The sequence below is a fragment of the Lysinibacillus sp. EB271-A1-10B genome (assembly GCF_058791335.1).
Genome location: NZ_JBYTDL010000015.1, coordinates 1 through 25,642, shown reverse-complemented (window position 1 = coordinate 25,642; position 25,642 = coordinate 1). Strand labels below are relative to the sequence as shown.

At 38.9% G+C, this 25,642-nt stretch carries 22 protein-coding genes and 1 other annotated feature; of the genes, 19 read left to right on the top strand and 3 right to left on the bottom strand.

Translation table 11 applies throughout. From position 1 onward, the window contains the following. Nucleotides 1-344: 344 nt before the first annotated feature. A complete protein-coding gene (locus tag AC3WSK_RS17695) occupies nt 345-878 on the bottom strand; it encodes a transcription repressor NadR (RefSeq protein WP_079563580.1) in 534 nt (177 codons plus the stop codon). 142 nt (nt 879-1,020) lie between these two features. Here AC3WSK_RS17695 and AC3WSK_RS17690 point away from each other — a divergent pair, with 142 nt between their 5' ends. The 7 genes from AC3WSK_RS17690 to yajC all read left to right on the top strand — a co-directional run bounded on the left by AC3WSK_RS17690 (nt 1,021) and on the right by yajC (nt 7,537). After that, nucleotides 1,021-2,028 (top strand): LysM peptidoglycan-binding domain-containing protein, encoded by a 1,008-nt coding sequence (locus AC3WSK_RS17690; RefSeq protein ID WP_492413151.1) that lies wholly within the window; start codon nt 1,021-1,023, stop codon nt 2,026-2,028. A 70-nt stretch (nt 2,029-2,098) separates the two neighbouring features. Next, nucleotides 2,099-2,896, top strand: a complete 798-nt coding sequence (locus tag AC3WSK_RS17685; protein ID WP_492413153.1) for a phosphotransferase — start codon at nt 2,099-2,101, stop codon at nt 2,894-2,896. A gap of 295 nt (nt 2,897-3,191) precedes the next feature. Then, on the top strand, nt 3,192-3,812 hold the full coding sequence (ruvA, locus tag AC3WSK_RS17680; RefSeq protein ID WP_079563583.1) for a Holliday junction branch migration protein RuvA: 621 nt from the start codon (nt 3,192-3,194) through the stop codon (nt 3,810-3,812). 18 nt (nt 3,813-3,830) lie between these two features. Then, nucleotides 3,831-4,835 carry a Holliday junction branch migration DNA helicase RuvB gene (gene ruvB, locus AC3WSK_RS17675; RefSeq protein WP_079563584.1) on the top strand — a complete coding sequence of 335 codons (1,005 nt, stop codon included), beginning with the start codon at nt 3,831-3,833 and terminating at the stop codon, nt 4,833-4,835. Between the two features lie 17 nt (nt 4,836-4,852). After that, a complete protein-coding gene (queA, locus tag AC3WSK_RS17670; protein WP_079563585.1) occupies nt 4,853-5,896 on the top strand; it encodes a tRNA preQ1(34) S-adenosylmethionine ribosyltransferase-isomerase QueA in 1,044 nt (347 codons plus the stop codon). A 53-nt stretch (nt 5,897-5,949) separates the two neighbouring features. Beyond that, complete coding sequence (gene tgt, locus AC3WSK_RS17665) at nt 5,950-7,095, top strand: tRNA guanosine(34) transglycosylase Tgt (protein WP_079563586.1); 1,146 nt, start codon at nt 5,950-5,952, stop codon at nt 7,093-7,095. Between the two features lie 169 nt (nt 7,096-7,264). Beyond that, complete coding sequence (yajC, locus tag AC3WSK_RS17660; protein WP_079563587.1) at nt 7,265-7,537, top strand: preprotein translocase subunit YajC; 273 nt, start codon at nt 7,265-7,267, stop codon at nt 7,535-7,537. A 208-nt stretch (nt 7,538-7,745) separates the two neighbouring features. Here the strand turns inward: yajC and AC3WSK_RS17655 are convergent, their stop codons facing one another. Further along, on the bottom strand, nt 7,746-8,591 hold the full coding sequence (locus AC3WSK_RS17655) for a polysaccharide deacetylase family protein (protein ID WP_492413156.1): 846 nt from the start codon (nt 8,589-8,591) through the stop codon (nt 7,746-7,748). 470 nt (nt 8,592-9,061) lie between these two features. On the opposite strand from AC3WSK_RS17655, the gene AC3WSK_RS17650 reads away from it, so the two are divergent. Continuing rightward, complete coding sequence (locus AC3WSK_RS17650) at nt 9,062-9,697, top strand: DUF421 domain-containing protein (RefSeq protein WP_079563589.1); 636 nt, start codon at nt 9,062-9,064, stop codon at nt 9,695-9,697. Here the strand turns inward: AC3WSK_RS17650 and AC3WSK_RS17645 are convergent. Continuing rightward, nucleotides 9,694-11,211, bottom strand: coding sequence for a putative polysaccharide biosynthesis protein (locus AC3WSK_RS17645; RefSeq protein WP_079563590.1), 1,518 nt, complete (start codon nt 11,209-11,211; stop codon nt 9,694-9,696). The two genes, AC3WSK_RS17650 and AC3WSK_RS17645, sit on opposite strands and share 4 nt — an antisense overlap. Nucleotides 11,212-11,304: 93 nt before the next feature. Between AC3WSK_RS17645 and AC3WSK_RS17640 the strand changes: the two genes are divergently transcribed. From AC3WSK_RS17640 to AC3WSK_RS17590, 11 genes are all read left to right on the top strand, one after another. Further along, complete coding sequence (locus tag AC3WSK_RS17640; protein ID WP_079563591.1) at nt 11,305-11,613, top strand: post-transcriptional regulator; 309 nt, start codon at nt 11,305-11,307, stop codon at nt 11,611-11,613. A gap of 349 nt (nt 11,614-11,962) precedes the next feature. Beyond that, nucleotides 11,963-14,230, top strand: coding sequence for a protein translocase subunit SecDF (gene secDF, locus AC3WSK_RS17635; protein ID WP_427484174.1), 2,268 nt, complete (start codon nt 11,963-11,965; stop codon nt 14,228-14,230). A gap of 475 nt (nt 14,231-14,705) precedes the next feature. Next, nucleotides 14,706-15,119, top strand: a binding site (T-box leader). A 360-nt stretch (nt 15,120-15,479) separates the two neighbouring features. After that, entirely contained in the window at nt 15,480-16,838 is a 1,359-nt protein-coding gene (locus AC3WSK_RS17630) for a chorismate-binding protein (protein ID WP_492413159.1), read from the top strand. 15 nt (nt 16,839-16,853) lie between these two features. After that, nucleotides 16,854-17,885, top strand: coding sequence for an anthranilate phosphoribosyltransferase (gene trpD, locus AC3WSK_RS17625; RefSeq protein ID WP_492413161.1), 1,032 nt, complete (start codon nt 16,854-16,856; stop codon nt 17,883-17,885). Next, on the top strand, nt 17,882-18,673 hold the full coding sequence (gene trpC, locus AC3WSK_RS17620; RefSeq protein WP_492413163.1) for an indole-3-glycerol phosphate synthase TrpC: 792 nt from the start codon (nt 17,882-17,884) through the stop codon (nt 18,671-18,673). Before trpD ends, trpC begins: the two co-directional genes overlap by 4 nt. Next, complete coding sequence (locus AC3WSK_RS17615) at nt 18,670-19,284, top strand: phosphoribosylanthranilate isomerase (protein WP_492413165.1); 615 nt, start codon at nt 18,670-18,672, stop codon at nt 19,282-19,284. The genes trpC and AC3WSK_RS17615 overlap by 4 nt, the downstream gene beginning before the upstream one ends. Continuing rightward, nucleotides 19,284-20,492, top strand: a complete 1,209-nt coding sequence (gene trpB, locus AC3WSK_RS17610; protein ID WP_079563597.1) for a tryptophan synthase subunit beta — start codon at nt 19,284-19,286, stop codon at nt 20,490-20,492. Before AC3WSK_RS17615 ends, trpB begins: the two co-directional genes overlap by 1 nt. After that, nucleotides 20,492-21,283, top strand: a complete 792-nt coding sequence (trpA, locus tag AC3WSK_RS17605; protein ID WP_427484170.1) for a tryptophan synthase subunit alpha — start codon at nt 20,492-20,494, stop codon at nt 21,281-21,283. The genes trpB and trpA overlap by 1 nt, the downstream gene beginning before the upstream one ends. Nucleotides 21,284-21,431: 148 nt before the next feature. After that, a complete protein-coding gene (gene recJ / locus AC3WSK_RS17600) occupies nt 21,432-23,750 on the top strand; it encodes a single-stranded-DNA-specific exonuclease RecJ (RefSeq protein WP_492413168.1) in 2,319 nt (772 codons plus the stop codon). A gap of 33 nt (nt 23,751-23,783) precedes the next feature. Further along, nucleotides 23,784-24,296, top strand: coding sequence for an adenine phosphoribosyltransferase (locus tag AC3WSK_RS17595; protein WP_079563600.1), 513 nt, complete (start codon nt 23,784-23,786; stop codon nt 24,294-24,296). 308 nt (nt 24,297-24,604) lie between these two features. After that, complete coding sequence (locus AC3WSK_RS17590; RefSeq protein ID WP_079563601.1) at nt 24,605-25,318, top strand: MraY family glycosyltransferase; 714 nt, start codon at nt 24,605-24,607, stop codon at nt 25,316-25,318. Nucleotides 25,319-25,642: the final 324 nt, after the last annotated feature.

Genomic DNA, 25,642 nt, shown 5'->3' with positions numbered 1-25,642 from the left:
AAATAAGCTTCAAAAAATTAAATAATAATATTATCAGGTTGTCGATAGAGAAAAAAGAGGATTATATTTGAGTGATATATAAGGATTTTTTTGTTGCTATTTTGCTAATATATCCCCATTTTAACTGATTTCCGCTACGGGCTACTCGACTCCCGCGGGAAAGCGAGTAGCCCGTAGCGGAAATCAGCCTTTCGAATTAATTAGAATGTATAAATGGTTAATCAATACACCTGATAGTAAACCATATAAATTCATTTAAATAGAAAGCTGCTAGTCTCCGTGAAGGCTAGCAGCTTTGAATCAATTATTTGATTTTATACATTATGGAAGGAAAATTTGTTGACTTATTGATCGACAACTAAATAGCCTTTTTTTCGTAAAGTAAGCTCAATTAAATCTAAAATTTCAACAGAAGGCGCGGAAATAACATGAAGATGTGTACCACCTGTTAGTTCGGATAAATAACTTGCTTGTGTTTCGTTGACACGTTGAATAAATTTTTTTACCTCATGACGGTTAGAGACCATAATGGATGCAGTAATTTCTCCATAAATAGGATGTTCAACAATAACATTTTTTACTGTCCCACCGCAATCAACTATTGTTATCAGTTCATCTTCTGCATTTTCTGCTGTATGAAAGCAAGGAATTGTCCGTTCAACGGTCTGCTGTATTTGTTCCTGATGCATATAAAGATATCCTTGGCTAGTAGCAATAATAGGCTCATTCCTAGCCTTTAATAATGTCATATCATTAACAATGACTTGTCTAGAAACATTAGCGAATTTAGCTAGGTCTGTCCCTGTTATAGGTGCTGTGCTGTTTTTTAGTTGTGCTAGAAGTTGCAGTCGGCGTTCTTCGCCTAACATTTTTTTCATAAGAGATCACCTCTGCTTGTAATAAAGGAAGCAGTTTTCCTTAAAACCTAGTGTACCATGAAGCCTTTCTAACATGGGTGAATTTTTTGTATCCAATTGGAACATTGAACATATGATACGAAGAGAGGAAGGGAGGAAAAAATTGCGTATTCATATTGTCCAAAAGGGAGACACGTTGTGGAAGATTGCGAAAGAGTACGGAGTTTCATTTGAAGATTTAAAGCGGCTTAATGCCCATCTCGCTAACCCAGACTATATTGTACCGGGCATGGAAATTATCCTACCTGAAAAAATAAACAAAGAACCACATAGAGAACATCATCGAGAAACAGATCGTGGAATGCATAGAGATGGACATAGAGAGGGGGGACATAGAGACGGACATAGGGAATCACATAAAGAGGGACACAAGGAACATATGCATAAGGAGTCACCTACAAAGCACTTTAAGGAAAAAGAAGTACAGCGACCAATGCCACCACCAATTATTGCACCACCACCACCAATGCCAGAACCACAGATGATTCCAATTCCGTATCCAATGCCGATGCCGATGCCTCAGCCAGCGCCAGTTGAGCTTAGCTGGAATCAACAAGTTGTCATGCCAAGTGTAGAGCAAACTGTATCACCAATTCAAATTCAACCACCACCACAACCTGTAGCCCAACCGACGCCAGCACCAATGCCAATGCCGCAACCGATTTTTATCATGCCACAAATGCCAGCAGTACCACATTGTGCAAGCTGCCATCAGCCAGTGCATCATCATATGTATTGGCCAATGCCGATGCATATGCCAATGCCAATGGAGCCGCAAGTTGAGGCGTATACAATGCCAGAGCAACCATCATGTGAAATGGGATGCGAAAAAGTTGCTGGGGTAGGGGATTTCTTAGAATCTAGTACATCTCCATTCTTCCCTATGAAACCAGAATTTGAAGCTATGCCGGAAATGGAACAGCCTTGTGGTTGTCATGCTCAGCCAGCTATGATGCCAAATTGGCACATGGACCCATGTTTCTGTCAGCCACCATGCCCGCCACCATGTCCACCACCATGTCCATCACATTGCCCAATGCCGTATTCGTCAGTAGGACCATGGATGTCACCGCACTTTTTCCCAGGCGGGATGACGCCTTATCGATGGTGAAAAAGCGTATATCATTGAAGAAGTAAAGCCGAATATTTGGAAGTATAAATATCAATCCAATAATTATTTTGTGAAACGAGCAAAGCAGATAGAAATAGCAGAAAAGGTGAGGGCTATTCATCGACAGCTTGGATATCTAGAACCCTCGTTGATTTTGCCTTTAATGAAAAGTGATGACGAGTATTTAATCGTGCAAGATTGGCAAGAGGGAAGTCATGGTGCTAATTTTGCTCGTAAAAAAGATCGGAAGGAATCACTGAAGTTATTAAATATGTTACATGATACACATAAAAAAATTGCTTGGCAACGTGTGCCAGGCTTGCACACCTATTCACAGCTTTTAAAATGGCAAATGCGTTTTATGCGTTTTAAAAGCAGACGGAAAGAGTTTCGCCCATTTTTAACAAAAGAAGAAATCGATCAAATTTTACATTATAGTGAGAAATCATTACAGTTAATCGCGCAGGAAGATGTACCTGAAAAAGAAATAACGCTTTTACATGGAGATGTCGTACATCATAATTTTTTATGGTGCTCAGATGGTGAATTACGTTTAATCGATTTTGATCTGGCTCACCTTGGAGAAGCGGATGATGAATATATTTTATGGTTGCATCGTGTACTGCCAGCTGTAAATTATGACCTTGGTAAAATATTTGCAGAGCTACCAGAGATGAAACGATTAGATAAAAAAAAGCTACATCGTTTAAAATATCCAAATGAGCTATTACGTGAATGGCTTTTTGCAATAGATTTACCATTAGCTCAGCAGCTGGTATTTTTAGATTATTTAGTGCCATTTACAAAACGAGCTCTCACATATTGGCCAAAACTGTGGTACGATATTGATAAAATGATAAAGAAATGACCGTCTTTCGGCGGTCATTTTTGTCTGTGAACGAATACTTGTGCTATTTCTTAATGGTAAGGAAATTATAGATTCTTAACTGTGTATAACCTAGAGCATAGTTTTCGTCTAGGCTAAAGCGCTACATTCTCGAGGTCGTTTCGATCCCTCGGGAAAAAGTGGTGAATCACTTACTTTTGCTTCGGACTCTCCAGCGCTTGTCGGATGTAAACGAGCGCTTTAGCGCATTTGTTATAGTCGAGCATTCGTTCGCAATATGCTATAATCGAAGACGATGATTGTGAGGGATTATAGAATGTATGATTATTTAAACGGGCAAATAAAGCGTATAACTCCTGAGTATATCGTCCTAGAACAACAAGGGATAGGCTGGCAGCTGAATACACCTAATCCATTTGCGTTCAGGACATCAGCACTTGAACAACAAATTTATGTACATTTGCATGTACGCGAGGATGCACAAGTGTTATATGGCTTTCCAAATTTAGACCAACGAGAGCTGTTTCGTAAACTTATTTTAGTGTCAGGGATTGGACCAAAGGGTGCGCTTGCTATTTTAGCTACTGGGAATCCACAACAGGTTATCAGTGCCATTGAACGAGAGGATGAATCGTTTTTAGTAAAGTTTCCTGGTGTCGGTAAGAAAACGGCACGTCAAATGATTCTAGATTTAAAAGGTAAACTTGGCGGATTGTTAGATACTATTGAACTACCAAGTACAGAAGATGAGCTACCGTTATTTGGTGTGAATCCATATAAACATGAGCTTGAAGAAGCTATTCTTGCCTTAATGGCACTAGGTTATTCTGAAAAAGAACTAGAAAAAATACGTCCACAGCTCGAAGATAACGACAAGCTTGAAACAACAGATGCATTTATGAAACAAGCTTTACAATTGCTATTAAAGTTAAAATAGTGAAAGGGGGGAAAGTACATGTCTGAACGTATGATGGCTAGTGAGGCAGGTAGCTATGATGAACATTTTGAATTATCTTTACGCCCACAGAGATTAGCACAATATATTGGTCAACATAAGGTAAAGGAGAATTTACAAATTTTCATTGAAGCGGCAAAGCTTCGTCAGGAAAGTTTAGATCATGTGCTGTTATATGGACCACCCGGACTTGGGAAAACTACATTAGCTGCTGTCATTGCTAATGAAATGAATGTCAATGTGCGCATGACTAGTGGCCCTGCTATCGAACGTCCTGGCGATTTAGCAGCTATTTTAAGCTCACTGGAGCCAGGAGATGTGCTATTTATTGATGAAATACATCGCCTGCCTCGTGCAATTGAAGAGGTGCTTTATCCTGCCATGGAGGATTTTTGTTTAGATATTGTCGTTGGTAAGGGCCCTGAAGCGCGTTCTGTACGACTTGATTTACCGCCATTTACACTCGTGGGTGCAACAACAAGAGCAGGTGCATTATCAGCACCTTTAAGGGATCGCTTTGGCGTATTATTAAGATTGGAGTATTATGATAATACTTCACTTGCAGAAATTGTTGTACGTAGTGCACTTTTATTTGATGTTGATATTGAACAAATAGCAGCACTTGAAATGGCAACTCGCTCACGTGGTACACCTCGTATTGCTAACCGTCTGCTAAAACGAGTACGAGATTATGCACAGGTGCTTGGAGATGGTATGATAACGGAGGGACTTGCTAAGCAAGCGCTTGAGCTATTACAAGTCGATCCTAGAGGGCTTGACCATATTGACCATAAACTTGTGACCAATATGATTGAGCGCTTCCGAGGTGGCCCAGTAGGCTTGGATACGTTGGCAGCATCTATAGGTGAAGAACGCGTTACAATTGAGGATGTGTACGAGCCATATTTGATGCAAATCGGCTTTATACAACGGACGCCGCGTGGACGTGTGGCAACACATTTGGCCTACGAACATTTTGGATATGAATATCCCCAACAAACCTAGAAGAAGGAAGTATTTTCATGCGTGTAGAAGATTTTGATTTTGAATTGCCTGAAGAGCTTATTGCACAAACCCCACTTTTGGATCGTACAGCTAGTCGATTAATGGTAGTGACGCCAGGCTCAGCAAATGTAGATCATCACCATTTTGCTCATATTTTAGATGAGTTACAAACTGGAGACTGTCTTGTGTTAAATGATACAAGAGTATTACCAGCACGTTTAATGGGTGTTAAAGAGGAGACAGGTGCTCATATAGAGGTACTGCTATTAAAGCAAATGGCGGGTACGGATGAATGGGAAACGCTTGTTAAACCAGCTAAGCGTGTAAAAGTTGGCACAGTTGTAACATTTGGAGATGGCTTACTGACAGCTACTTGTACAGGAGAGCTTGATCATGGTGGACGTACATTTGAGTTTAAATATAACGGCATTTTTTATGAAATTTTAGAGCAACTTGGTGAGATGCCACTACCTCCATATATTCGCGAAAAGTTAGAGGATAAGGATCGCTACCAAACCGTTTATGCAAAAGAGCGGGGTTCAGCAGCAGCACCAACTGCAGGTCTGCATTTTACTGAAGAATTACTAGAGCAAGTGAAAGCAAAAGGGGTCGAAGTTGTTTTTATCACTTTACATGTGGGACTTGGAACTTTCCGTCCTGTAAGTGTAGATTCAATTGAAAATCACGAAATGCATTCTGAATTTTATAGTGTAACGGAAGAAACCGCATCTATCATAAACCGAGTAAAGAGTAATGGTGGTAAAGTAATTGCAGTTGGTACAACCTCTACACGTACTTTAGAAACGATCGGCTCTAAATATGGAGGTGAAGTACGAGCAGAACAAGGTTGGACGTCTATTTTCATTTATCCGGGATATGAATTTACTGTTGTGGATGGTTTAATTACAAACTTCCATTTACCAAAGTCTACCCTTGTAATGCTTGTTAGTACGCTTGCAACAAAAGAAACAATTTTAAGTGCATACCAACAAGCTGTAGAAGAAAAATATCGTTTCTTTAGCTTTGGTGATGCTATGTTTATTCGTCCAAAAGGCGAATAAAGAAAAAATCGGAGTAATGTTTTTACTTTAGATAAGAGAGGAATTTTTATAATATGACACAACCAGCAATTCGTTATGAGCTACTTCATACTTGTAAACAAACTGGAGCACGCCTTGGTATCGTGCATACACCGCATGGCTCTTTCGAAACGCCAGCATTTATGCCTGTAGGGACACAAGCAACTGTTAAAACAATGTCACCTGAGGAATTAAAGGAAATGAATGCAGGTATTATTCTGTCAAATACGTATCATTTATGGCTACGACCTGGGAATGATATTGTTAAGGAAGCAGGGGGCCTGCATAAATTTATGAACTGGGATCGCCCGATTTTAACAGATTCAGGTGGTTTCCAAGTGTTCTCACTTAGTCAATTCCGTAAAATCGAAGAAGAAGGGGTTCATTTCCGCAATCATTTAAATGGGGACAAATTGTTTTTAAGTCCTGAAAAGGCGATGGAAATTCAAAATGATTTAGGTTCGGATATTATGATGGCTTTTGATGAATGTCCACCTTTCCCTGCGACATATGACTATATGCTGCAATCAGTAGACCGTACAACACGTTGGGCTAAACGTTGTAAAGAGGCACATAAACGTCCAGAGGACCAAGGTCTATTCGGTATTATTCAAGGGGGAGAATTCGAGGATTTACGCCGTCGTTCTGCAGAAGCATTGGTAGAGCTTGATTTCCCTGGTTATGCAATTGGAGGCTTATCTGTTGGTGAACCTAAGGACATTATGAACCGAGTATTAGAGTTTACAACACCATTAATGCCAGCAAATAAACCACGTTATTTAATGGGTGTAGGTTCACCTGACTCATTAATTGATGGTGCTATTCGAGGTATTGATATGTTTGACTGCGTATTACCAACACGTATTGCACGTAACGGTACATTAATGACATCTGAAGGCCGTTTAGTTGTTAAAAATGCAAAATATGCACGTGACTTCGGACCAATTGATCCAAACTGCGATTGCTATACATGTAAAAACTATTCACGCGCTTATATTCGTCATCTAATTCGTACGGAAGAAACGTTTGGTATACGTTTAACAACTTACCATAACTTACACTTCCTATTGAAACTAATGGAGCAAGTACGTGAGGCAATCCGAGAAGACCGTCTTGGTGATTTCCGAGAAGAATTTTTCGAGAAATACGGCTTTAATGGGCCAAACGCAAAGAACTTCTAATATTCGGTAAAAAGATCATGTAAATTTGTGTGAAATGAGAATGTTTTTAGCAAAAAAATGTCTATCGTAGAAAAAATATTAGTAATGTAGAAAAATTTTGGGCTTGTCCATCGCTTTTTTATGGTGGAATAGTCTATACTAAAGTAGAATTGGAAAGGGGGCAAGAATGATGGAACAATATTCTGGCTTAATCATGATTTTAATCATGTTCGTTGCAATGTGGTTTATTTTAATCCGCCCTGCTAAAAAGAGACAGCAGGAAACACAAAATATGCAGAGCAGTTTGCAACGTGGAGATAAAATTATTACAATCGGTGGTTTACATGGCGAGATTGACTCAATCGAGGACACAGCTGTGACATTAAAAATTGCAGACAATGTGCGCGTTAAATTTGACCGTCAAGCAATTGGACGAGTAGTAAATGGCGACCAATTAAAATAATTATGAGAAAAAGACTTACATTAGTTGTAAGTCTTTTTTTAACTTCTTTCAGTAAGTGTTTTCGTAGCGATAGTGAAGCGACAAATACTGAGATCTCCTCCACGTCTTAAGGCATTATCGAAACATTGTATCAACTCTCATCCAAACCTAAGCGCAAAGCCGATTCAGGACGTAACGCTGGCATAATCGATGTTCTTTTTTATTTTAGCTAAGTGCCACCATTTTTTAATTTCTTAATTAATTCTGCTCCAGTGTCATTGCCATTCACCGTTATTCTGCTTAAAGCAAATGCATTATCGCCCATAGTAACACCTTTATTTTTAATAACAAAAGCCATTTTAAATCCAGCATCTTTCGCCAATTTCATTGCATCTTCAGAATTAGTTCCGAAGGGATAGCTAAGAGCAATTGGTTCATAACCTAACTTTTCTTTAATAATTTCCCTAGAAAGAATAAAATCTTTTTTAACTCGTTCTTCGTACTCTTCTTGTGTTTCGAGCTTTCCATTAATGTAACTACGACCATATATAGCACCTTTCATTCCGCCATTGAATGACTGTAATTTATTATGTGAATTCCAAGTATGGCTTTGGATGGTTATATAATCCTCCATTTCTTTTAATTGATCCCAATTCATTTTGGGAATTTCGTTTGGATACGCATTTTTTCCGTTTCTTTCTAGAACATGACTGGTGATAACAAAAATTTCTGCATGCATTTTGTATTTTTTTAAAATCGGATAAGCTTTTTCATAGTTGCTTAAATAACCATCGTCAAAAGTTATTAACACCGGATTTTTAGGCAATTCTGTTTTACCGTCCAAGTAATCATATAATTCTTGTGCTGTAATAGAGTTGTATCCATTCTCTTTAAGTGTTTTGATTTGTTGTTCAAAATTCTCTGGGGAAATGACTGTATTATTATTCATGTTTTTATCCAAATGGTGGTACATTAGAACGGGAATCTTCTCATTATTATATCCGTAAATAGGGAAAGGTTTAATGAGCGAAATACTATAAGCAACAATAACTAGAAAAATTACTAACCTTTTCATTTTCTCACCTTGTTTTCATGTTTGAATTAGCCTGTTAAGTTGGAAAAAAGTAGGGTGTTTACTAAACGGAAGTACAAGAAGGACATTATAAACAATAACTACATGGGTGAGCATTGTGAAACGTCCTGTTAACTGTCCGAGAAAATTTTGTTTTTTCCACTTAAAAAGCAGGAATTATAGCTCCTTTTATTGTACACAAACAACTAAGGTTTATTCTTTTGATTTACGAAAGTTACATGGTGTCATTTCCTAATTAAAGAGTTGTTGTTTTTTTATGTTATTCGTGCGTTTTTTTAGGTTTTGCCTTAATTGAAAACACGATTTTCAATTAAGGTTAGCATGCAAAATAATAAAGTTCCGTCATAAGGAATTCCGAGAAGTTAAGTGTTAAAAATCAAAGCTAAGATATACCATCATCCTGTATAAAAAAAGATAAGTAAGGTCACCTTGAATAGTATGGGGGTGACGATATGGAAGAATATTTAATGATTGTTTTTAGAACCTGCTTTTTATATGTGTTTATCCTAATAATTTTTCGTTTAATGGGTAAACGTGAGGTCGGCGAATTATCTGTAATCGATTTAGTTGTATCCATTTTAATGGCTGAAGTTGCTGCGTTTGCACTTGATGATTTCGAAAGTCCTTTATTTAATGTGATTTTACCAATCATCGTGTTGTTTTTCATTCAAATAGCAACTGCATATTTGTCACTCAAAAATAAAAAATTCCGTGACCTAGTTGATGGTGATCCAGTATTGCTTATAAAAGACGGTGTCATTTTAGAAAGTGAAATGCGCAAGCAACGCTATAACTTAGATGATTTGTGTCAACAATTACGCGAAAATGGAAATGCTTCCGTTACAGATATTGCTTATGCTTATTTAGAGCCATCTGGCAATTTGTCCGTCTACCAAAAAGATGAAAAGGCATTTGTTTACCCATTAATTATCGATGGTGATATTCAGGAGAGGCATTTAAAGGTATTGCACAAAGATGCTGATTGGTTAATGGCAGAGCTTGCTAAAAATAATATTACGGATAGTAACACTGTATTTTTTTGTGTTTGGGAGGAAGATCGGCTGCATATTCAACTGAAAGAATCTTAAACTTTCTTGGCCAATTTACGAATGTAGCGCAAATCAGTTATTCGTAATTGATTGGAAACTAGTAAGAATGTAAAAAGTAAAAACAAAGTTACACAGCTACTTAAAATAAATGGTAGTGGCATTATTTGCATCAGAAAATACTGGGTAACACAAACAGCAATAAAACAGCCATATGGAACAACAAACATTCTAAAACCAGCACGTAAATTTTTACGTTGCCTTACTGTTGCAATATGCAAAAACGAAGTCAGTAAAACGCCAAAGCCAATCGCCACAACGGCACCTTTTTCTTGTATACCCGGCTGAGAAGCAAGTACGAACATGACAAAGAGCTTACCAAGACCACCGTATATGGAGTTCATCATTGCTGCGCGTGCTTCTCCAATTGCTTGTAATATAGAGTGCAATGGACTTTGTATATAATAAAAATAAAAAATAGGAGCCAATATTTTCACATAACCACGATTTTCTTGTAAGTGAAAGAGCTTCACAGCTAATTCGTCTCCATGAACGAAAAAGTACGTAGCGGCAACACAGCCCACTAAAGAAGATAGTCGCAATGAAACAGAGATACGTTCCTGTAGGAGTGGTATATGCTGACGTGCAACCGCGTCACTTACAGCTGGTATTAGTACAATTGAAAGTGCTGCAGAAACAAAAGCAGGGAATAATAATAGGGGGACTAGTACACCCGAAATAACCCCATATAAAATTGTTGCAGCGGAGGCTGTTAAACCAGCCATAGTTAACGCCTTTAAAAAAATGATAGGTTCTAAAAACCAAGTAAAAGATCCGAATAGCTTGCTTCCTGCAGAAGGAAGGGCAATTCGTAACATTGGAGAGGCAGGATAAGCCTCGATTTTGTTTTTTCGTGTCAATAATTTTTTCTTTGAGACTATATAATGAATCCACAAATACAAGAAAGCAACGATTTCAGCTAGTAGTGTAATACCCATAGCAGCGGCTGCTGTAACGGCAGCATTATTATAGGCAGCCACATATGGCAGTGTCAAAGTGATGAAGCTAATACGGATAATTTGTTCAATCATTTGAGCCCAAGCTGTTGGTGTGATTTTCGCAATACCCTGTAAATAAGCGCGTAATAAACCTGAGCCAACAGAAACTGGTACAGCAAAGAGTGCAATCCAAAGCGTAAATGTTGTATGTTCATTATGTAAAAGTGTAGTCGATATATATGGTATAGTTAGTGCAACGATTGGCATAAAGACGATCATTCCAATAAATGACCAAAAAATAGCCGTACGCATAACACCATAGATGCTCTCGCGTTTGTTTTTTGCTAATAACTCTGCTACAATTTTTGCCACAGCAATAGGTAGTCCAAGTTGAATGAGTGAGATGAAGAAAATGAACGCCGGATAGACGGTCATATAAATGCCGACTGCCTCTTCACCAGCGATCCGCATAAATTGCATTCTATAAAAGAAGCCAAAGAGTTTCGATAAAAAAATCACGAACATTAAAAATAGTGTTCCCCGTACAAAAGAACTCATGCCATCCGTCCCTTCTCAAGCCACAAAAATTCATTTACACTATTTGTATGCAAACTTGTCTTACGATACGACTTTGATTGGAGATGATTCAAAATGAGTATGCAGCATGAGCAACTATTTGAAAAAATCCGTCCTGCAATTGATAGTAAGATGGAAGAGTTTAAATATTACCAATACAATGCGATTACAGCAGAAGAACTATGGCGCTATTGTGTAGAGAAAAAATGGCGCAGAAAAAATATTGAACAATTACGCATACATGAAATTATCGCCACTATTTTTGCAGTATCACCGTCCGATATCGTATCTTTTAATCAAGTAGAATTCTTACAAAGTAATGATTGGTTTACAGAATTGAATACGGAAGAGTTAAAAATGCTGCTTGGCCCGGTTAAAACTTAAGAAGAATGTGTGAAATTTGTCAAATAATAATAGAATACTAAAAGTGTTGAATTGACACCAAGCGCAACGTGTTTCATAATGAGTGTGTTGCGCTTTTTTTTATTTGTATAAGTATTTTTACCAAAACCCTCCTAATAGTTTTTTCCAAATTTGGAGGCAAAACACCTATTCAAATACAGGGATAAATTTGCGCGTTATGAACGATCGAAATAAGTAGAGCAATCTTTTTTGAAGCACAGGCAACATTATTCTAAAGGAAAAGGAGGAATAAACGCTTCAAAAGGACTTGCTATTATACTTGTTTGTAGTGTAAGGAATTGCCTTACACCAATTCGAGGAGGATTTATAAATGAAACTTAAAAGTCGTATAGTTGCATTCGTACTACTAATGGTTATTTTTACAGCAGCCATCGGTACGACTGTAGGCGGCGTCTTAAAGGACATTAAGCTAGGCCTTGACTTACAAGGCGGGTTTGAGGTTCTTTATGAGGTTAAAGAATTAAAAGAGGGACAAAAAATTACACCAGAAGTTGTATCGGCAACAGCAACAGCTCTTGGTGAGCGTGTAAATGCTATCGGGGTAAGTGAGCCGAGCATTCAGGTTGAAGACAAAAACCGCATTCGTGTGCAATTAGCGGGTGTCGAAGACCAAGAATCAGCACGTGAATTATTGTCTACTTCTGCAAATTTAACATTCCGTGATGTCGATGACAATTTATTGCTGGATGGTAATGACTTAAAGCCAGGTGGCGCTAAAGGTTCTTTTGACCAGCAAAATCGACCTATAGTTTCGCTAACGTTAAAGGATGCGGAAAAATTTGCTGATATCACAAGTAAAATTGCTGCTAAACCAGCAGGTCAAAATTTACTTGTTGTATGGTTAGACTTTGAAGAAGGTGTTGATTCATATAAAACTGAATCACAAAAGGCGAAGCCTCGCTATGCATCTGCTGCGACAGTTAACCAAAGATTAGATACAACAGATGTTATGATTAGCGGGAATTTCACAGTTGAAGAAACGAAAAATCTAGCGGGTATTTTAGATGCTGGGGCACTTCCTGTTAAGCTTAATGAAATTTATTCTACTTCAGTTGGTGCACAATTTGGTGACCAAGCACTGAAAAGTACAGTTTTCGCCGGTATTGTGGGCGTAGTAATAATTTTCTTATTTATGCTATTCTACTATCGTTTACCTGGCTTTATTTCCATCATTACACTTGCTATTTTCACTTTCCTAGTACTAGTTGTATTCAGTTGGATTAATGCGGTGTTAACGCTTCCGGGTATCGCAGCAATCGTGCTCGGTATAGGGATGGCGGTAGATGCAAATATTCTTGCCGCAGAACGTATCCGTGAGGAATTACGTGTCGGTTATTCGGTTAAACAAGCATTCCAAATTGGCTCGAAGGAGTCTTTGTCAGCCATTGTCGATGCACAGCTAACTACATTATTAGCAGCTGCCGTATTATTCCAATGGGGTACAAGCTCTGTTAAAGGGTTTGCCACAACATTAATTATTAGTATTTTACTAAGCTTCCTAACAGCTGTTTGGGGCTCTCGTGTCTTACAAGGAATACTTGTAAATAGTGGCTACTTCAACAATCCAGCATGGTTTGGTATTCCAAAATCTAAACAGCATAGCCTGGATGAAAATATCGGAACATTAGATTTATCAACGAAATTTGATCGTTTTGACTTTGTACACAACCGTAAGAAATTCTATACATTCTCATTAGCTATTTTAGTGGCCGGTTTAGTGGTTCTTGGTATTTTCCGCTTAAACCTTGGTATTGATTTCTCTAGTGGTACACGTGTGCAAATTGAAGCGGAGCAAACGTTGAATAAAGAAGAAGTATCCAAATATCTAGATAGTATTGGCTTCTCATCAGAAGATATCGTTTTGACAGGTGAAAAGAGCAACGGAGCGGTTATCCGTTATAAACATGACCTGACGCAAGCAGAAATTATAAAGTTCAAAAAAGAAGCAGGCGAAAAATATGGTCATGAACCTGGCATAAGTACAGTGTCTCCGACCGTTGGTAAAGAGCTTGTGAAAAATGCGATTAAAGCATTATCTCTTGCGGCTATCGGTATCATTATCTATGTAGCGGTTCGTTTTGAGTGGCGCATGGGTATTGGGGCAATTGTTTCGTTACTACATGACGTATTCTTAATTGTTGCTGTATTTAGTTTTATGCGCTTAGAAGTTGATATTACGTTCATTGCGGCTGTACTGACAATTGTCGGTTATTCTATTAACGATACGATCGTTACGTTTGACCGTATGCGTGAAAACTTAGATCGATATGATACGATTAAAGACCGTGAAGTGTTAGCGGATATCGTTAACAAATCACTACGTCAAACAATGGGTCGATCTGTTAACACAGTGTTAACGGTTATTATCGTGACAGTGGCACTTCTTATTTTAGGTGCACCATCGATTCAAAACTTCTCAATCGCGTTATTAGTTGGTTTAATCACAGGTATGTATTCTTCAATTTGTATTGCTGCACAAATCTGGTATTCACTTAAAGTTCGTGAAATGAAAAAATCAGATGGTCAAATACACAAAAAAGCGAAAAAACAATGGGGTACTGACGAACCTACTGTTTAACATAAGCATTAAAATGAAGCAGGGAAGGAAATATTTCTTTCCCTGTTTTTGATGAAAAAAGAATCTTCTGGCTTTCATGAGAAAGCTGAAGATTCTTTTTGTTTTTAGGTTTAAATTGCCTTAGTAAGATTGTGGTTGTAGAGCATTGTTGCTTAATTCCACAGCTACCCTATTCACCTGCTGCATTGTAGGCAGTGACGTCTTTCGCACTTGCTGAAATTTGTACTGAAGTGGCTGAAATATCTTCAATTAGGTTAATGAATACTTGTACCAACTCTTTGATAGAATCAATTCCAACACTGTTTACCTTCCTTAAATTTTTTTAACATTTTTCTTTTTCTCTGAATTGATTGACAATTATCGTAGTTTAGCATAGAATAAGGCTAACTTTTTTGTTCGGTACAAGGTAGTTGGTCTCGGGAGCGAGGCCAGCCTTAGAACAGATGAGCTGAGTTTAGTTTAGATGAGAATAGCTGAGAAATTGTTGAATAAGAGTAGTAGCATAAGTGTGCAATTTAGAGAGTCAGTGGATGGTGCGAACTGATTTGCAGCTTATGTGAATGGACTTATGAGAGTCGCTAATTATAATAGCGAACGGATTCCCCACGTTAAAGGGGATGCTTTGACTTAGATAAGACAAATCTTTTTGACATAAATTCAAAAGATCTGTCAATTTAACTTCTTTCAGCAGGTGTCCAATCATCCGTTGAAAGAAGTTAAAGCCTCCGGCGGATGTCATGGAATCGGAAGGGAGTACTTTGTGCAAACACAAAGCCGATTCTGGACACAATTATGCCGAGACATAATTGATCCGAACTAAGCTAAGCATTTAAGGGAGAGCAAATATGCTCTAATATGAGGTGGCAACGCGGTCATGATCGTCCTCTGCAATTAGGAAAAATCCTTTTTGCAGAGGACTTTTTTTGTTGTTTTTAATTTGCAGGTATTGAATGCTATGCTTTCGCGCAAAAAACATCTGCCGCTGCCGCTACGTTGCACTACGCTTTCGCGCAAAGAACATCTGCTGCTGCCACTACGTTGCACTACGCTTTCGCGCAAAAAACATCTGTTGGCCCGAGACTCTGCAGCGAAGCGGAGCGGCTCATCGAACGCCCCCAGGAAAGCGTCCAGCCGGAATGGAAATCAACCCTACGCGATGATGATCTTTTTTTCAACAAGAACTGATTCAGTAACTAAACATTTGTAAGTCTAAAGGTAGTGGATTTTTAAGAAAAGGAGCTTGGTCATTATGCTATCAACGAGTTCAAGAACAAAAATGAAAACTATTAATGCTGATTCATTAACACCGATTTTAATTTTTAGACGCCTTCAAGGGAAACATAAATTTTTGCTGGAAAGTTCAGCACAGCATGAAGGAGCAGGACGCTTTTCTTTTATCGGCGCTAATCCAAGAAAAACATATAAAGGCTTTGGAGATGAGATTCAGGAATATTCATATAAGACTGGACACACCTATACACATAAGGGCGACATGTTTGTTTTATTGAAAAGGTTAATGCCACGTATATCCAATACGACACAATTCCCATTTTCAGGCGGAGCTGTTGGCTATGTTGGTCAAGGTACAACAACAAGGTTTTCGACTGAACAGGATAAAGCGGAGTTACCAGATGTGCATTTCCATGTGTATGAGACAGTTATTGTGTTTGATCATGTAACAGATGAGGTTACTTTAATTTATACGAATATTGATGCGGAAAAAAAAGAACCAAATTTAGAAGTGTTGGCAGAGCAGCTTTTAAAAGGTAGAGAGAATGAGGATACGGCTTGTAGCTTTGACCCTTTCGAATCGACTACGAATGAACAGTTTGCAACATCTCTTGCATCGAACAAAGCTACTTTAGATGAGGATATTACTAGGGTTATGTTATCAAAGTGCATTTTAGCAAATTTACAAGGAGATGCTTTTTCTTTATATCGTCAATTGCGAAAAAAACATCCTGCTCCCTATATGTATTATGTAGAATTTGACGATCATATTGTCTTAGGGACATCTCCTGAAAGTCTAATTCGAGTAAAAGGTGAGCGTGTGATTGCCACACCAACTGAGGGGGCATTTCCTAGAGGCTCCACAAAAGGTGAAGACTTAGAGCAGGAACGCAAGCTACATGAAAACGCAAATATTAGGGAGTCGCATGCTGTACTTGTTTCTGCCGTGCAACGAGAGCTACAGTCTGTGTGCTTCCGAGATTCCATTCAAGTCATTGAGGCGATGAGAATTGAACGTTCCAAGCATGCATTGCACATGACATCGAGAGTCGAGGGACAAATCCTACCGATGCTTCATGCACTTGATGTATTAGCTGCGACATTACCATCCTTTGCATCAACAGGCGTTCCAAAGGGTCAGGTAAAGGATAATTTAGATGAATCTAATCAAACTACTGGGATATTTAGAGGTGCTCTTGGATTTCTTGGTTTTAACGGTCATCTTGATTTTGCCTTAACAGGGAAATCAATTGTCATAGAAAATGAAACGATGCATATGCAATCGACTGTAATGGTGACCAAATATACAAATGTTGAAGAAGTTTTGAATCAAGTAGAAGAGGACGAACAGGAATTTTTACAGCTACTTGAAAAATGAAGGAGGTTCCCACTAATGGAAGGTATTCGTGAAAAAGTACAACGCCGAGAGCATTTAATGTATGAGGAAATGCTACAGGCAGCAAAATGGATGTTTCTAGATGACACACCAAAGGATCAAATCGCAAGCTTTTTAACGGCATTATCTGTCAAAGGTGAAACTGCACATGAAGTAGCTGCATTAGCCACAACTATGCGTTCATTTGCATTAGACGTCCCAGCAAACGAAGGGGTCTATATGGATAATTGTGGTACTGGTGGCGATGGACTTAATACATTTAATATTAGTACCACTTGCGCCTTTGTATTAGCGGGTGCCGGTGTCAAAATGGCAAAGCACGGCAATCGAAAAATATCTTCGGCATCAGGAAGCTCTGATGTTTTGGAGGCACTCGGTATTCATACGAATATTTCTATTGAACAAACGGTCGATCTGTTAGAGAAAGAAGGAATAGCCTTTTTATATGCTCCGAATGTTCATCCGAAATTAAAGCGAATTGGCGAGGTTCGTCGTGCACTTGGCAAGCCAACAATTTTTAATCTTGTCGGTCCTCTTACGAATCCAGTGCCTTTATCGACACAATTTACAGGTATTAATCGTCCTAATTTTGTCATGGAATATGCATCTGTATTACAAATGCTCGGGCGAGAACGTGCAATGGTCGTTTCTGGGCCACTAGGTTTAGATGAGGCGTCATTAGCTGGTCAAAATACTTTTGTCTTACTAGATAAGGGAGACTTAATTCCATTTTCGTTAACTGCAGAAGAAGCGGGTCTCAGCTATGCACCAATAGAGGCTATTCGTGGAGGTAATGCAGATGAAAACGCGGCAATTATGCGTTCATTATTAGCCGGTGAACAAAGTGCTTATTTTGACACCGTTTTATTGAATGCTGGTATTGGGTTGTTCAGCTATGGAATCGCTGAAACCGTTAAAGAAGGTGTAGAAATAGCGAAAGATAGTATTTTTAGCGGGCGTGCTCTTCAAAAATTAGAGGCAGTCGTTACTTATAGTGAGCATATTAAAGGAGTGGAGGTCCAACAATGAATATTTTAAAAAAAATTCTCGAACAAAAAAAGATTGAAGTTTGTGCTTTACTTGAACAGCCCGACCCTTTAGCGAATTTTACAGAAAAACCGCGTCCATCGTTGTTTGAGCAATTGCGAAAAGCTGAAACATTACAAGTTATTTCTGAGATGAAGCGTGCTTCCCCCTCGAAAGGGCTAATCGCGGAAGGGGCAGATCCAGTGGCACAAGCAAAAATTTATGCAGACGCAGGGGCAGCAGCCATTTCCATTTTAACAGATAAACAGTTTTTTAAAGGCTCCTTTGATGATTTAGCTGCAGTTGCAAATGCTGTCCAAACGCCACTTCTTTGTAAGGATTTTATGATCGATCGTGTGCAAATTCGATTTGCGAAGGCATCAGGTGCATCAATTATTTTATTAATTGTGGCCGGGTTAACCGATCAAGCATTACGTGATCTGTATAGCTATGCAACAGGTTTAAATTTAGAGGTATTAGTGGAGGTGCATGATCTCGAAGAGCTTGAGCGAGCTATTGCAGTTGGTGCCAAACTAATTGGCGTCAATAACCGAGACTTACGTACGTTTGAAGTGAGCTTAGACCGAACACGTGAAATTGCTGAAGCTTTTCCGTTTGGTGAGGAGAAGGTTTTAATAAGTGAAAGTGGGATATGGACACAAGAAGACGCTAAAGAGGTGGCGGCTATGGGAGCTAGTGGCGTTCTTGTAGGTGAGTCATTAATGCGCAGTGGTGATGCTGGTTTTGCTCTAAAAAGTTTACAGGTCAATAAGGTGGGGGCATCTGTATGACGAAAGTAAAAATTTGTGGACTAAAGGAACAACAGCATGTGCAAGCAGCAGTAGAGGCAGGAGTGGATGCCATAGGTTTTGTCTTTGCACCAAGTAAACGCCGAGTGACGGTTGAACAGGCGCGGCAATTAGCCAAACATGTGCCAGAGTACATTTTAAAAATCGGTGTTTTTGTCAATCCAAGCGCAGAGGAATTACGAACTGTAATAGAAAGTGTGCCATTAGATTATGTGCAATACCACGGGGAAGAATCTCCGGAGTTTATTCATCAGCAAGGTTATCCAGCAATTAAAGCTTTGTCCGTCAGAGGTGCTGAAGATGTTCAGGCTGCTGCTAAATATGACGTAGACTATTACTTATTTGATGCACCAGGCACAGATTTTAAAGGAGGTAGTGGTCATACATTTGATTGGACCCTCTTAGAGATGGTAGGGATTCCGCGAGAAAAGTTAATGTTAGCAGGTGGTTTGCAAGCTGAAAATATAGGAGAAGCAGTATCACTTGTGTCGCCATTTATGGTAGATGTATCAAGTGGTGTGGAGACAGACGGTGTAAAAGATATAGCTAAAATAACCGCATTTATACAGGCAGTAAAGAAGGAGAGAGCATAATGGCGAATTCAATTGCAAATAGTGTACCGACAAAGGAAGGGCGATACGGAAAATTTGGGGGTCAATTTGTTCCAGAAACATTAATGACAGCTTTGTTGGAATTAGAAACAGCCTATGATGAGGCAATGAATGATCAAGCATTTACTGAGGAACTGGCTTATTATTTACAACAATATGTTGGTCGTGAAACGCCGTTGTATTACGCAGAAAATTTAACAAAAGAGCTAGGTGGCGCGAAGGTTTATTTAAAGCGTGAAGATTTAAATCATACTGGAGCCCATAAGATTAATAATGCGATTGGTCAAGCACTTCTTGCAAAACGAATGGGTAAGAAAAAAATAGTCGCAGAAACAGGTGCAGGGCAGCATGGAGTGGCGACGGCAACAGCATGCGCATTATTAAATCTTGAATGTGTTGTTTTTATGGGCGCAGAGGATATCAAACGCCAACAGTTGAATGTGTTTCGCATGGAGTTACTCGGTACAAAAGTGGAATCTGTAGAAACAGGTTCAAAAACATTGAAGGATGCTGTCAATGCGGCACTACGCTACTGGGTGACAAATGTTGAGGATACTCATTATATTTTGGGCTCGGCTTTAGGACCACATCCATTTCCAAAAATCGTAAGGGATTTCCAGCGTGTAATTGGTGTTGAAACTAGAGAGCAAATTTTAAATAAAGAAGGTCGTTTACCCGATGCAGTCGTTGCTTGTATAGGCGGCGGTAGTAATGCAATCGGTATGTTCCATCCTTTTGTCGATGACGAGACTGTAGCGTTATACGGAGTAGAGGCTGCAGGCAGTGGCATTGAGACAGGTAAGCATGCAGCAGCAATTGCAGGTGGACAGCTAGGCGTTTTACACGGTGCATACATGTATTTATTACAAGATGAAAATGGTTTTGTGCAGGAAGCACATTCTATTTCAGCTGGTCTAGATTATCCAGGGAAAGGTCCAGAGCATTGTTATTTACATGATATTGGGCGTGTTCAATTTGATTCGATTACAGATAGTGAAGCACTTGAGGGCTTGCAATTACTGAGTAAAACGGAAGGTATACTACCTGCACTAGAAAGCTCCCATGCTATTGCTTATACAGCAAAACTTGCGAAGACAATGTCTACAGATGACATCATTGTAGTTTGCTTGTCCGGCCGAGGAGATAAGGATGTTCATACTGTCCGAAAAGCATTAGGAGGAGAAGTGTAATGACAAAACTACAGCAGGCAATTGAACAAACGAAAATCGCTGGTAATAAAGCATTTGTACCTTATATTATGGCGGGGGATGGGGGTCTGGCAACTTTGAAGCCAACGATCCTGAAGCTACAGGAAATGGGTGTAACGGCAATTGAAGTGGGTATACCGTTTACGGATCCTGTAGCGGATGGACCGACGATCGAGCAAGCAGGTGAACGTGCTTTAGCCGAAGGTGTAACATTACGTAAAGTGCTTGCAGCATTAGCTTCATTTAGAGGAGAAATTCAAGTTCCATTAGTTGTCATGACTTATTTTAATCCTGTTTTAGCTTTTGGGTTAGAGGCTTTTGCTAAAGCTTGTGTAGCAGGGGGTGTTAAAGGGTTAATCGTTCCTGATGTACCGCTTGAAGAAAGTGAGATCTTACGTGACACTTTAAATTCTCGTGGTATCGACATCGTTCAGCTTGTATCGTTAACAAGTCCTCCTGAGCGAATTGCACGTATTGCGGCTGCTAGTCAAGGGTTTGTCTATGCTGTGACAGTCAATGGAATTACAGGGGCCCGTGCAAGTTTTGCAGATGATTTACATGATCATTTTGCACGCTTACGTGAAGCAAGCCAAATACCAGTTCTAGCCGGCTTTGGAATTTCAACTCCTGAGCAGGTGGTAAGCATGGGGGCACTTAGTGATGGTGTAATCGTTGGTAGTGCGATCGTGACAGCATTGCATGAAGGTAATTTGGAGAAGATTGAGGCATTAGTGTCTGCTTCAAAAGGTGTGTTTCAGAAGTCTACTCTTTAACGGAGTAGGCTTTTTTCTTTTGAGATTGTTAGAGAGTAGTAGAAACGACGACGGACTGCCACAACTTTACAGGTAAAACTATCATTCTAGCAGATAGTGCGGATAGTCTAGATTTTCGGTATAATAGCTTTCGTGAGGAAGTGAAAAGATGATTCTATCGAAAAAGAGATGGCAAGTAGAGCGTCCAGACGCGAAGCTTGTCCAAACATTACAAAATGACCTACAACTTTCTGCGATTGCAGCAAAAATTTTAGCAGCACGAGGCTGCGAAACAATTGCTGACGCAGAGAGCTTATTGAATATGACAGAAGCAAGTATCCATGACCCGTTTTTAATGCACGGCATGGCAGAAGCAGTAGCACGTATAGAGCAAGCACTTGATAATGGAGAGAAAATCCTAGTATACGGCGATTATGACGCGGATGGTGTCACTAGCACGACAGTCATGCTGAATGTGTTACTTGATCTCGGTGCCGATGTTTCGTTTAAAATACCAAATCGTTTTATTCACGGCTATGGACCGCACGAAGCACTATTTCGTGAAGCACATGAAGAGGGTGTTCAACTAATTATTACAGTTGATAATGGTATTTCAGGGATGGAACCGATTCGTATCGCGAAGGAACTAGGTATGGATGTTATCGTTACAGATCACCATGAACCAGGCGATGAATTACCACCTGCAGATATTATTTTACATCCTCGTATACCAGAAGGACATTATCCTTTTGGTGAGCTAGCAGGTGTAGGTGTAGCGTTTAAGTTAGCTCATGCTCTATATGGGGAACTGCCAACGCATTTATTCGAATATGTAGCTGTTGGAACAGTAGCGGATTTAGTACCATTAGTTGATGAAAATCGCTACCTAGTAAAGCGAGGAATAGAAGAAATGCGTCGTTCACTCAGCCCTTGGGTACAAGCGATGTGTGAAGTTGCAAGTGCAGAGCAAGCTAAAATCAGTGAAGAAACAATCGGCTTTTACTTTGGACCGCGTTTAAATGCAGTTGGTCGACTTGGAGAAGCGGCACCAGGTGTAGAGCTATTAATGGCTGAGGATAATGCTAAAGCAACAGCATTGGCGAAACAACTTAATACATGTAATAGTGAACGCAAAGATATTGTAAAGAGTATTACAGATGAGGCCATTGCTCTCATCGAATCAGATAAAAAAATTGGAGATTCACTCGTTTTAGTGATCGCTGGAGAAGGCTGGAATGCTGGGGTAGTAGGAATTGTCGCGTCTCGTCTTGTAGAGCTATATTATCGTCCAACCATTGTATTGTCACTAGACTACGAAAAAGGAACAGCTAAAGGTTCGGCTCGTAGTATTGAAGGGTTCCATTTATTTAATGAACTAGCGAAAAATCGAGATATATTACCTCATTTTGGTGGGCATCCTATGGCAGCGGGGATGACGTTACCCATTGAGCATGTTGATGAATTAAGAGCACGCTTAGATACTCAAGCAAGAGCATGTTTATCAGAAGAGCAATTAACGCCTGTTCTCAATATTGACATCCCACTAAAAATGGATGAGATTTCAGCAGATGCTATTGAAGAAATATCAACGCTCGGTCCATATGGTACGGATTTTCCGAAGCCTGTATATGTGCTCGAAGATGTGGAAATATCCTCCATGCGGAAAATTGGAGCAGCAGAAAATCATATAAAAATGGAATTGACGGATGGCTATGAAAAATTGGATAGCGTCGGTTTCAATAAAGGACATTTACACGACGAGTTAACATATGGAATAAAGGTTTCATTTACTGGAGATTTACAAATTAACGAGTGGCAAGGACGTAAAAAAGCACAATTTATGATAGAGGATGTTCAAACGACTGAATGGCAATTATTTGATATTCGTGGTATCCGACAAACATCACGCTGGTTAAATACGGTCCCAAAAGAGGAGGCAACATTCATCGCCTTCCGTCCAGAGACAGTAACCTATTACCAGTCGTTAATTGGTGTGCCAATCCTAGCAGTGGATCCTACGCTTTCAAATGTAGAACAAACCAATTATATCGTGCTATTAGATTTGCCACAAAATGTTCAAATGTTAGAAGAGGTCTTACGAAAAACAGCACCTTCCCGTATTTATGCACATTTTTATATGCCTGATTCTCAGTATTTCAGTGGATTGCCTACACGTGAGCAATTCTCCTGGTATTATAAGTTTTTAAAAAATCGTCCTGCTTTTCCACTGAATATGCATTTGTCTGAATTAGCGAAGCATACAGGTTGGCCATTAGATGCATTAAAATTTATGACACAGGTGTTTTTTGAGCTTGATTTTGTTAAAATGGAGAGTGGACTGACGACTGTCAACGTGAATGCACCGAAACAGGCACTTACAGAGGCACCGTCTTACAAACAGCGTTCAGAACAGATTGAAATGGAGCAAAAGCTAGTATATGCCCCTTATATAGAAATAAAACAATGGTTTGATGAACGATTACATTAATATGCGAAAAAGTTTCGTAGGAGGAACAATAACATGGATTTAAAGCAATACGTAACAACGGTTGAGAACTGGCCGAAAGAAGGTATCAGCTTCAAAGATATTACGACAATTATGGATAACGGTACTGCATACAAGTATGCGACAGATCAAATCGTAAGTTACGCAAAAGAATTAGGTGCTGAAATTGTGGTAGGTCCTGAGGCTCGTGGCTTCATTATCGGATGCCCAGTTGCTTATGCGCTTGAAATTGGATTTGCACCTGTTCGTAAGCCAGGAAAATTACCACGTGAAGTAATCAGTGCTGACTACGGCCTTGAATACGGTAAAGATACACTAACAATGCACAATGATGCGATTAAACCAGGTCAAAAAGTATTAATCTGTGATGACTTACTTGCGACTGGTGGTACAGTTGAAGCGACAGTGCGTTTAGTTGAACAATTAGGTGGTCAAGTAGTTGGCTGTGCCTTCCTTATCGAATTAACAGAGCTAAACGGTCGTGCAAAACTTGGTGACTTAGACATTAAAACACTTATTCAATATTAATAAATAATTGGATACTAGCTAAATGAATTGGTTCATTGTAATGGAGACTGGATGCCCAGGGAATCTCTTGTCCAGAACGGAAATCAACAACTCATTTAGCAGAAAAGCGATGAAAAGCGTCACATTTTTGTGGCGTTTTTTTATTTATAAGGCTGTTTTCTAAAGATTGTTGCTATTCTACTAACGGAGCAGGATAGTTCAATAAGCATCACTATTCTATTTGGATATCTTTTACATCTCCTGTATAATTGTAGAAAGTGATATTTAACTTTGAGTATTTCTAATGAATTAATTTGGGAGGGGAAAATTTGTTATATTTAGCTTTATTAATTGGCATCGTTTCAATTGTAATTACGGATAAGCTTACCCAAGCTTTTAAATTATCAAGCATTTGGGGACTGATTGGTCATATTTGTGCATCACTTGTAATAATAATGGTCGGCAAACTTGAGGTTAGTTATATTAATCTAGGTAATCACTTCGAGTTAGGATATTTGGCGATTCCATTTACTTTATTATTCCTTGTAGGTTTTACAAATGTAATGAATATAGAAAAAGTGCAAAATCCTTCAATATTGTTGTTGCCATTCGTTTCTTTAGTTTGTTTCTCAATAGCAGCTTTCTTCATGGGCCATTCATTTGTATTAATAACGGGAATTTGTGCCAGTTTAACGATTATGTTTATTCTGCTATACGGCTATTTTACTGGTAAAGTATTTGTAGGAAGAACGCTTACTACGTCAATAGGTTTTATAATAGCCGTGCTTTCAATATCCCTCATTGAAATATCTATTGTAACAATTTATATTCCGTTATTTACTTTAGCACTACCATTCACTTTATATTATTTAATTCAAGATAAAATTACGAATGTACAATCAATTACAGTTAGCTTTTTAACAGCTATTTTATTTGGTGTATTAATGTACATAGTTCCTTTTAATATAATATGGTATCTCGTTGTTGGGTTAACGAGTATTTTGGTTATCACGCAATTTTCACGTAAATATCGCTTTATTTAGAAACTAAACTTCTTACTCAACTAACGCTGGCTTTACTTGAATTCATTGAGTTGCCTAGGCAGCTCTTTTCTTACGATTAGTCAAGTATCTATAATAACTTTCTTAACTCTCTGATATTATTTTGATAAATTGGACCATGCCGAATAAGCCTAGTGATTTTTCGATTTTTCATAAGGCTTTAGTATGTTAAACTGATGCTACGACTGTACTAGGGAGCCAACCTTATGACATTTGTTATAGGGTTGCGTTTTTAATTTATCGTAGTACTCAACAATGTGATTTCCACCAAATCGTCGCTGTCTAATCATGTTCTGAACGGTTAGA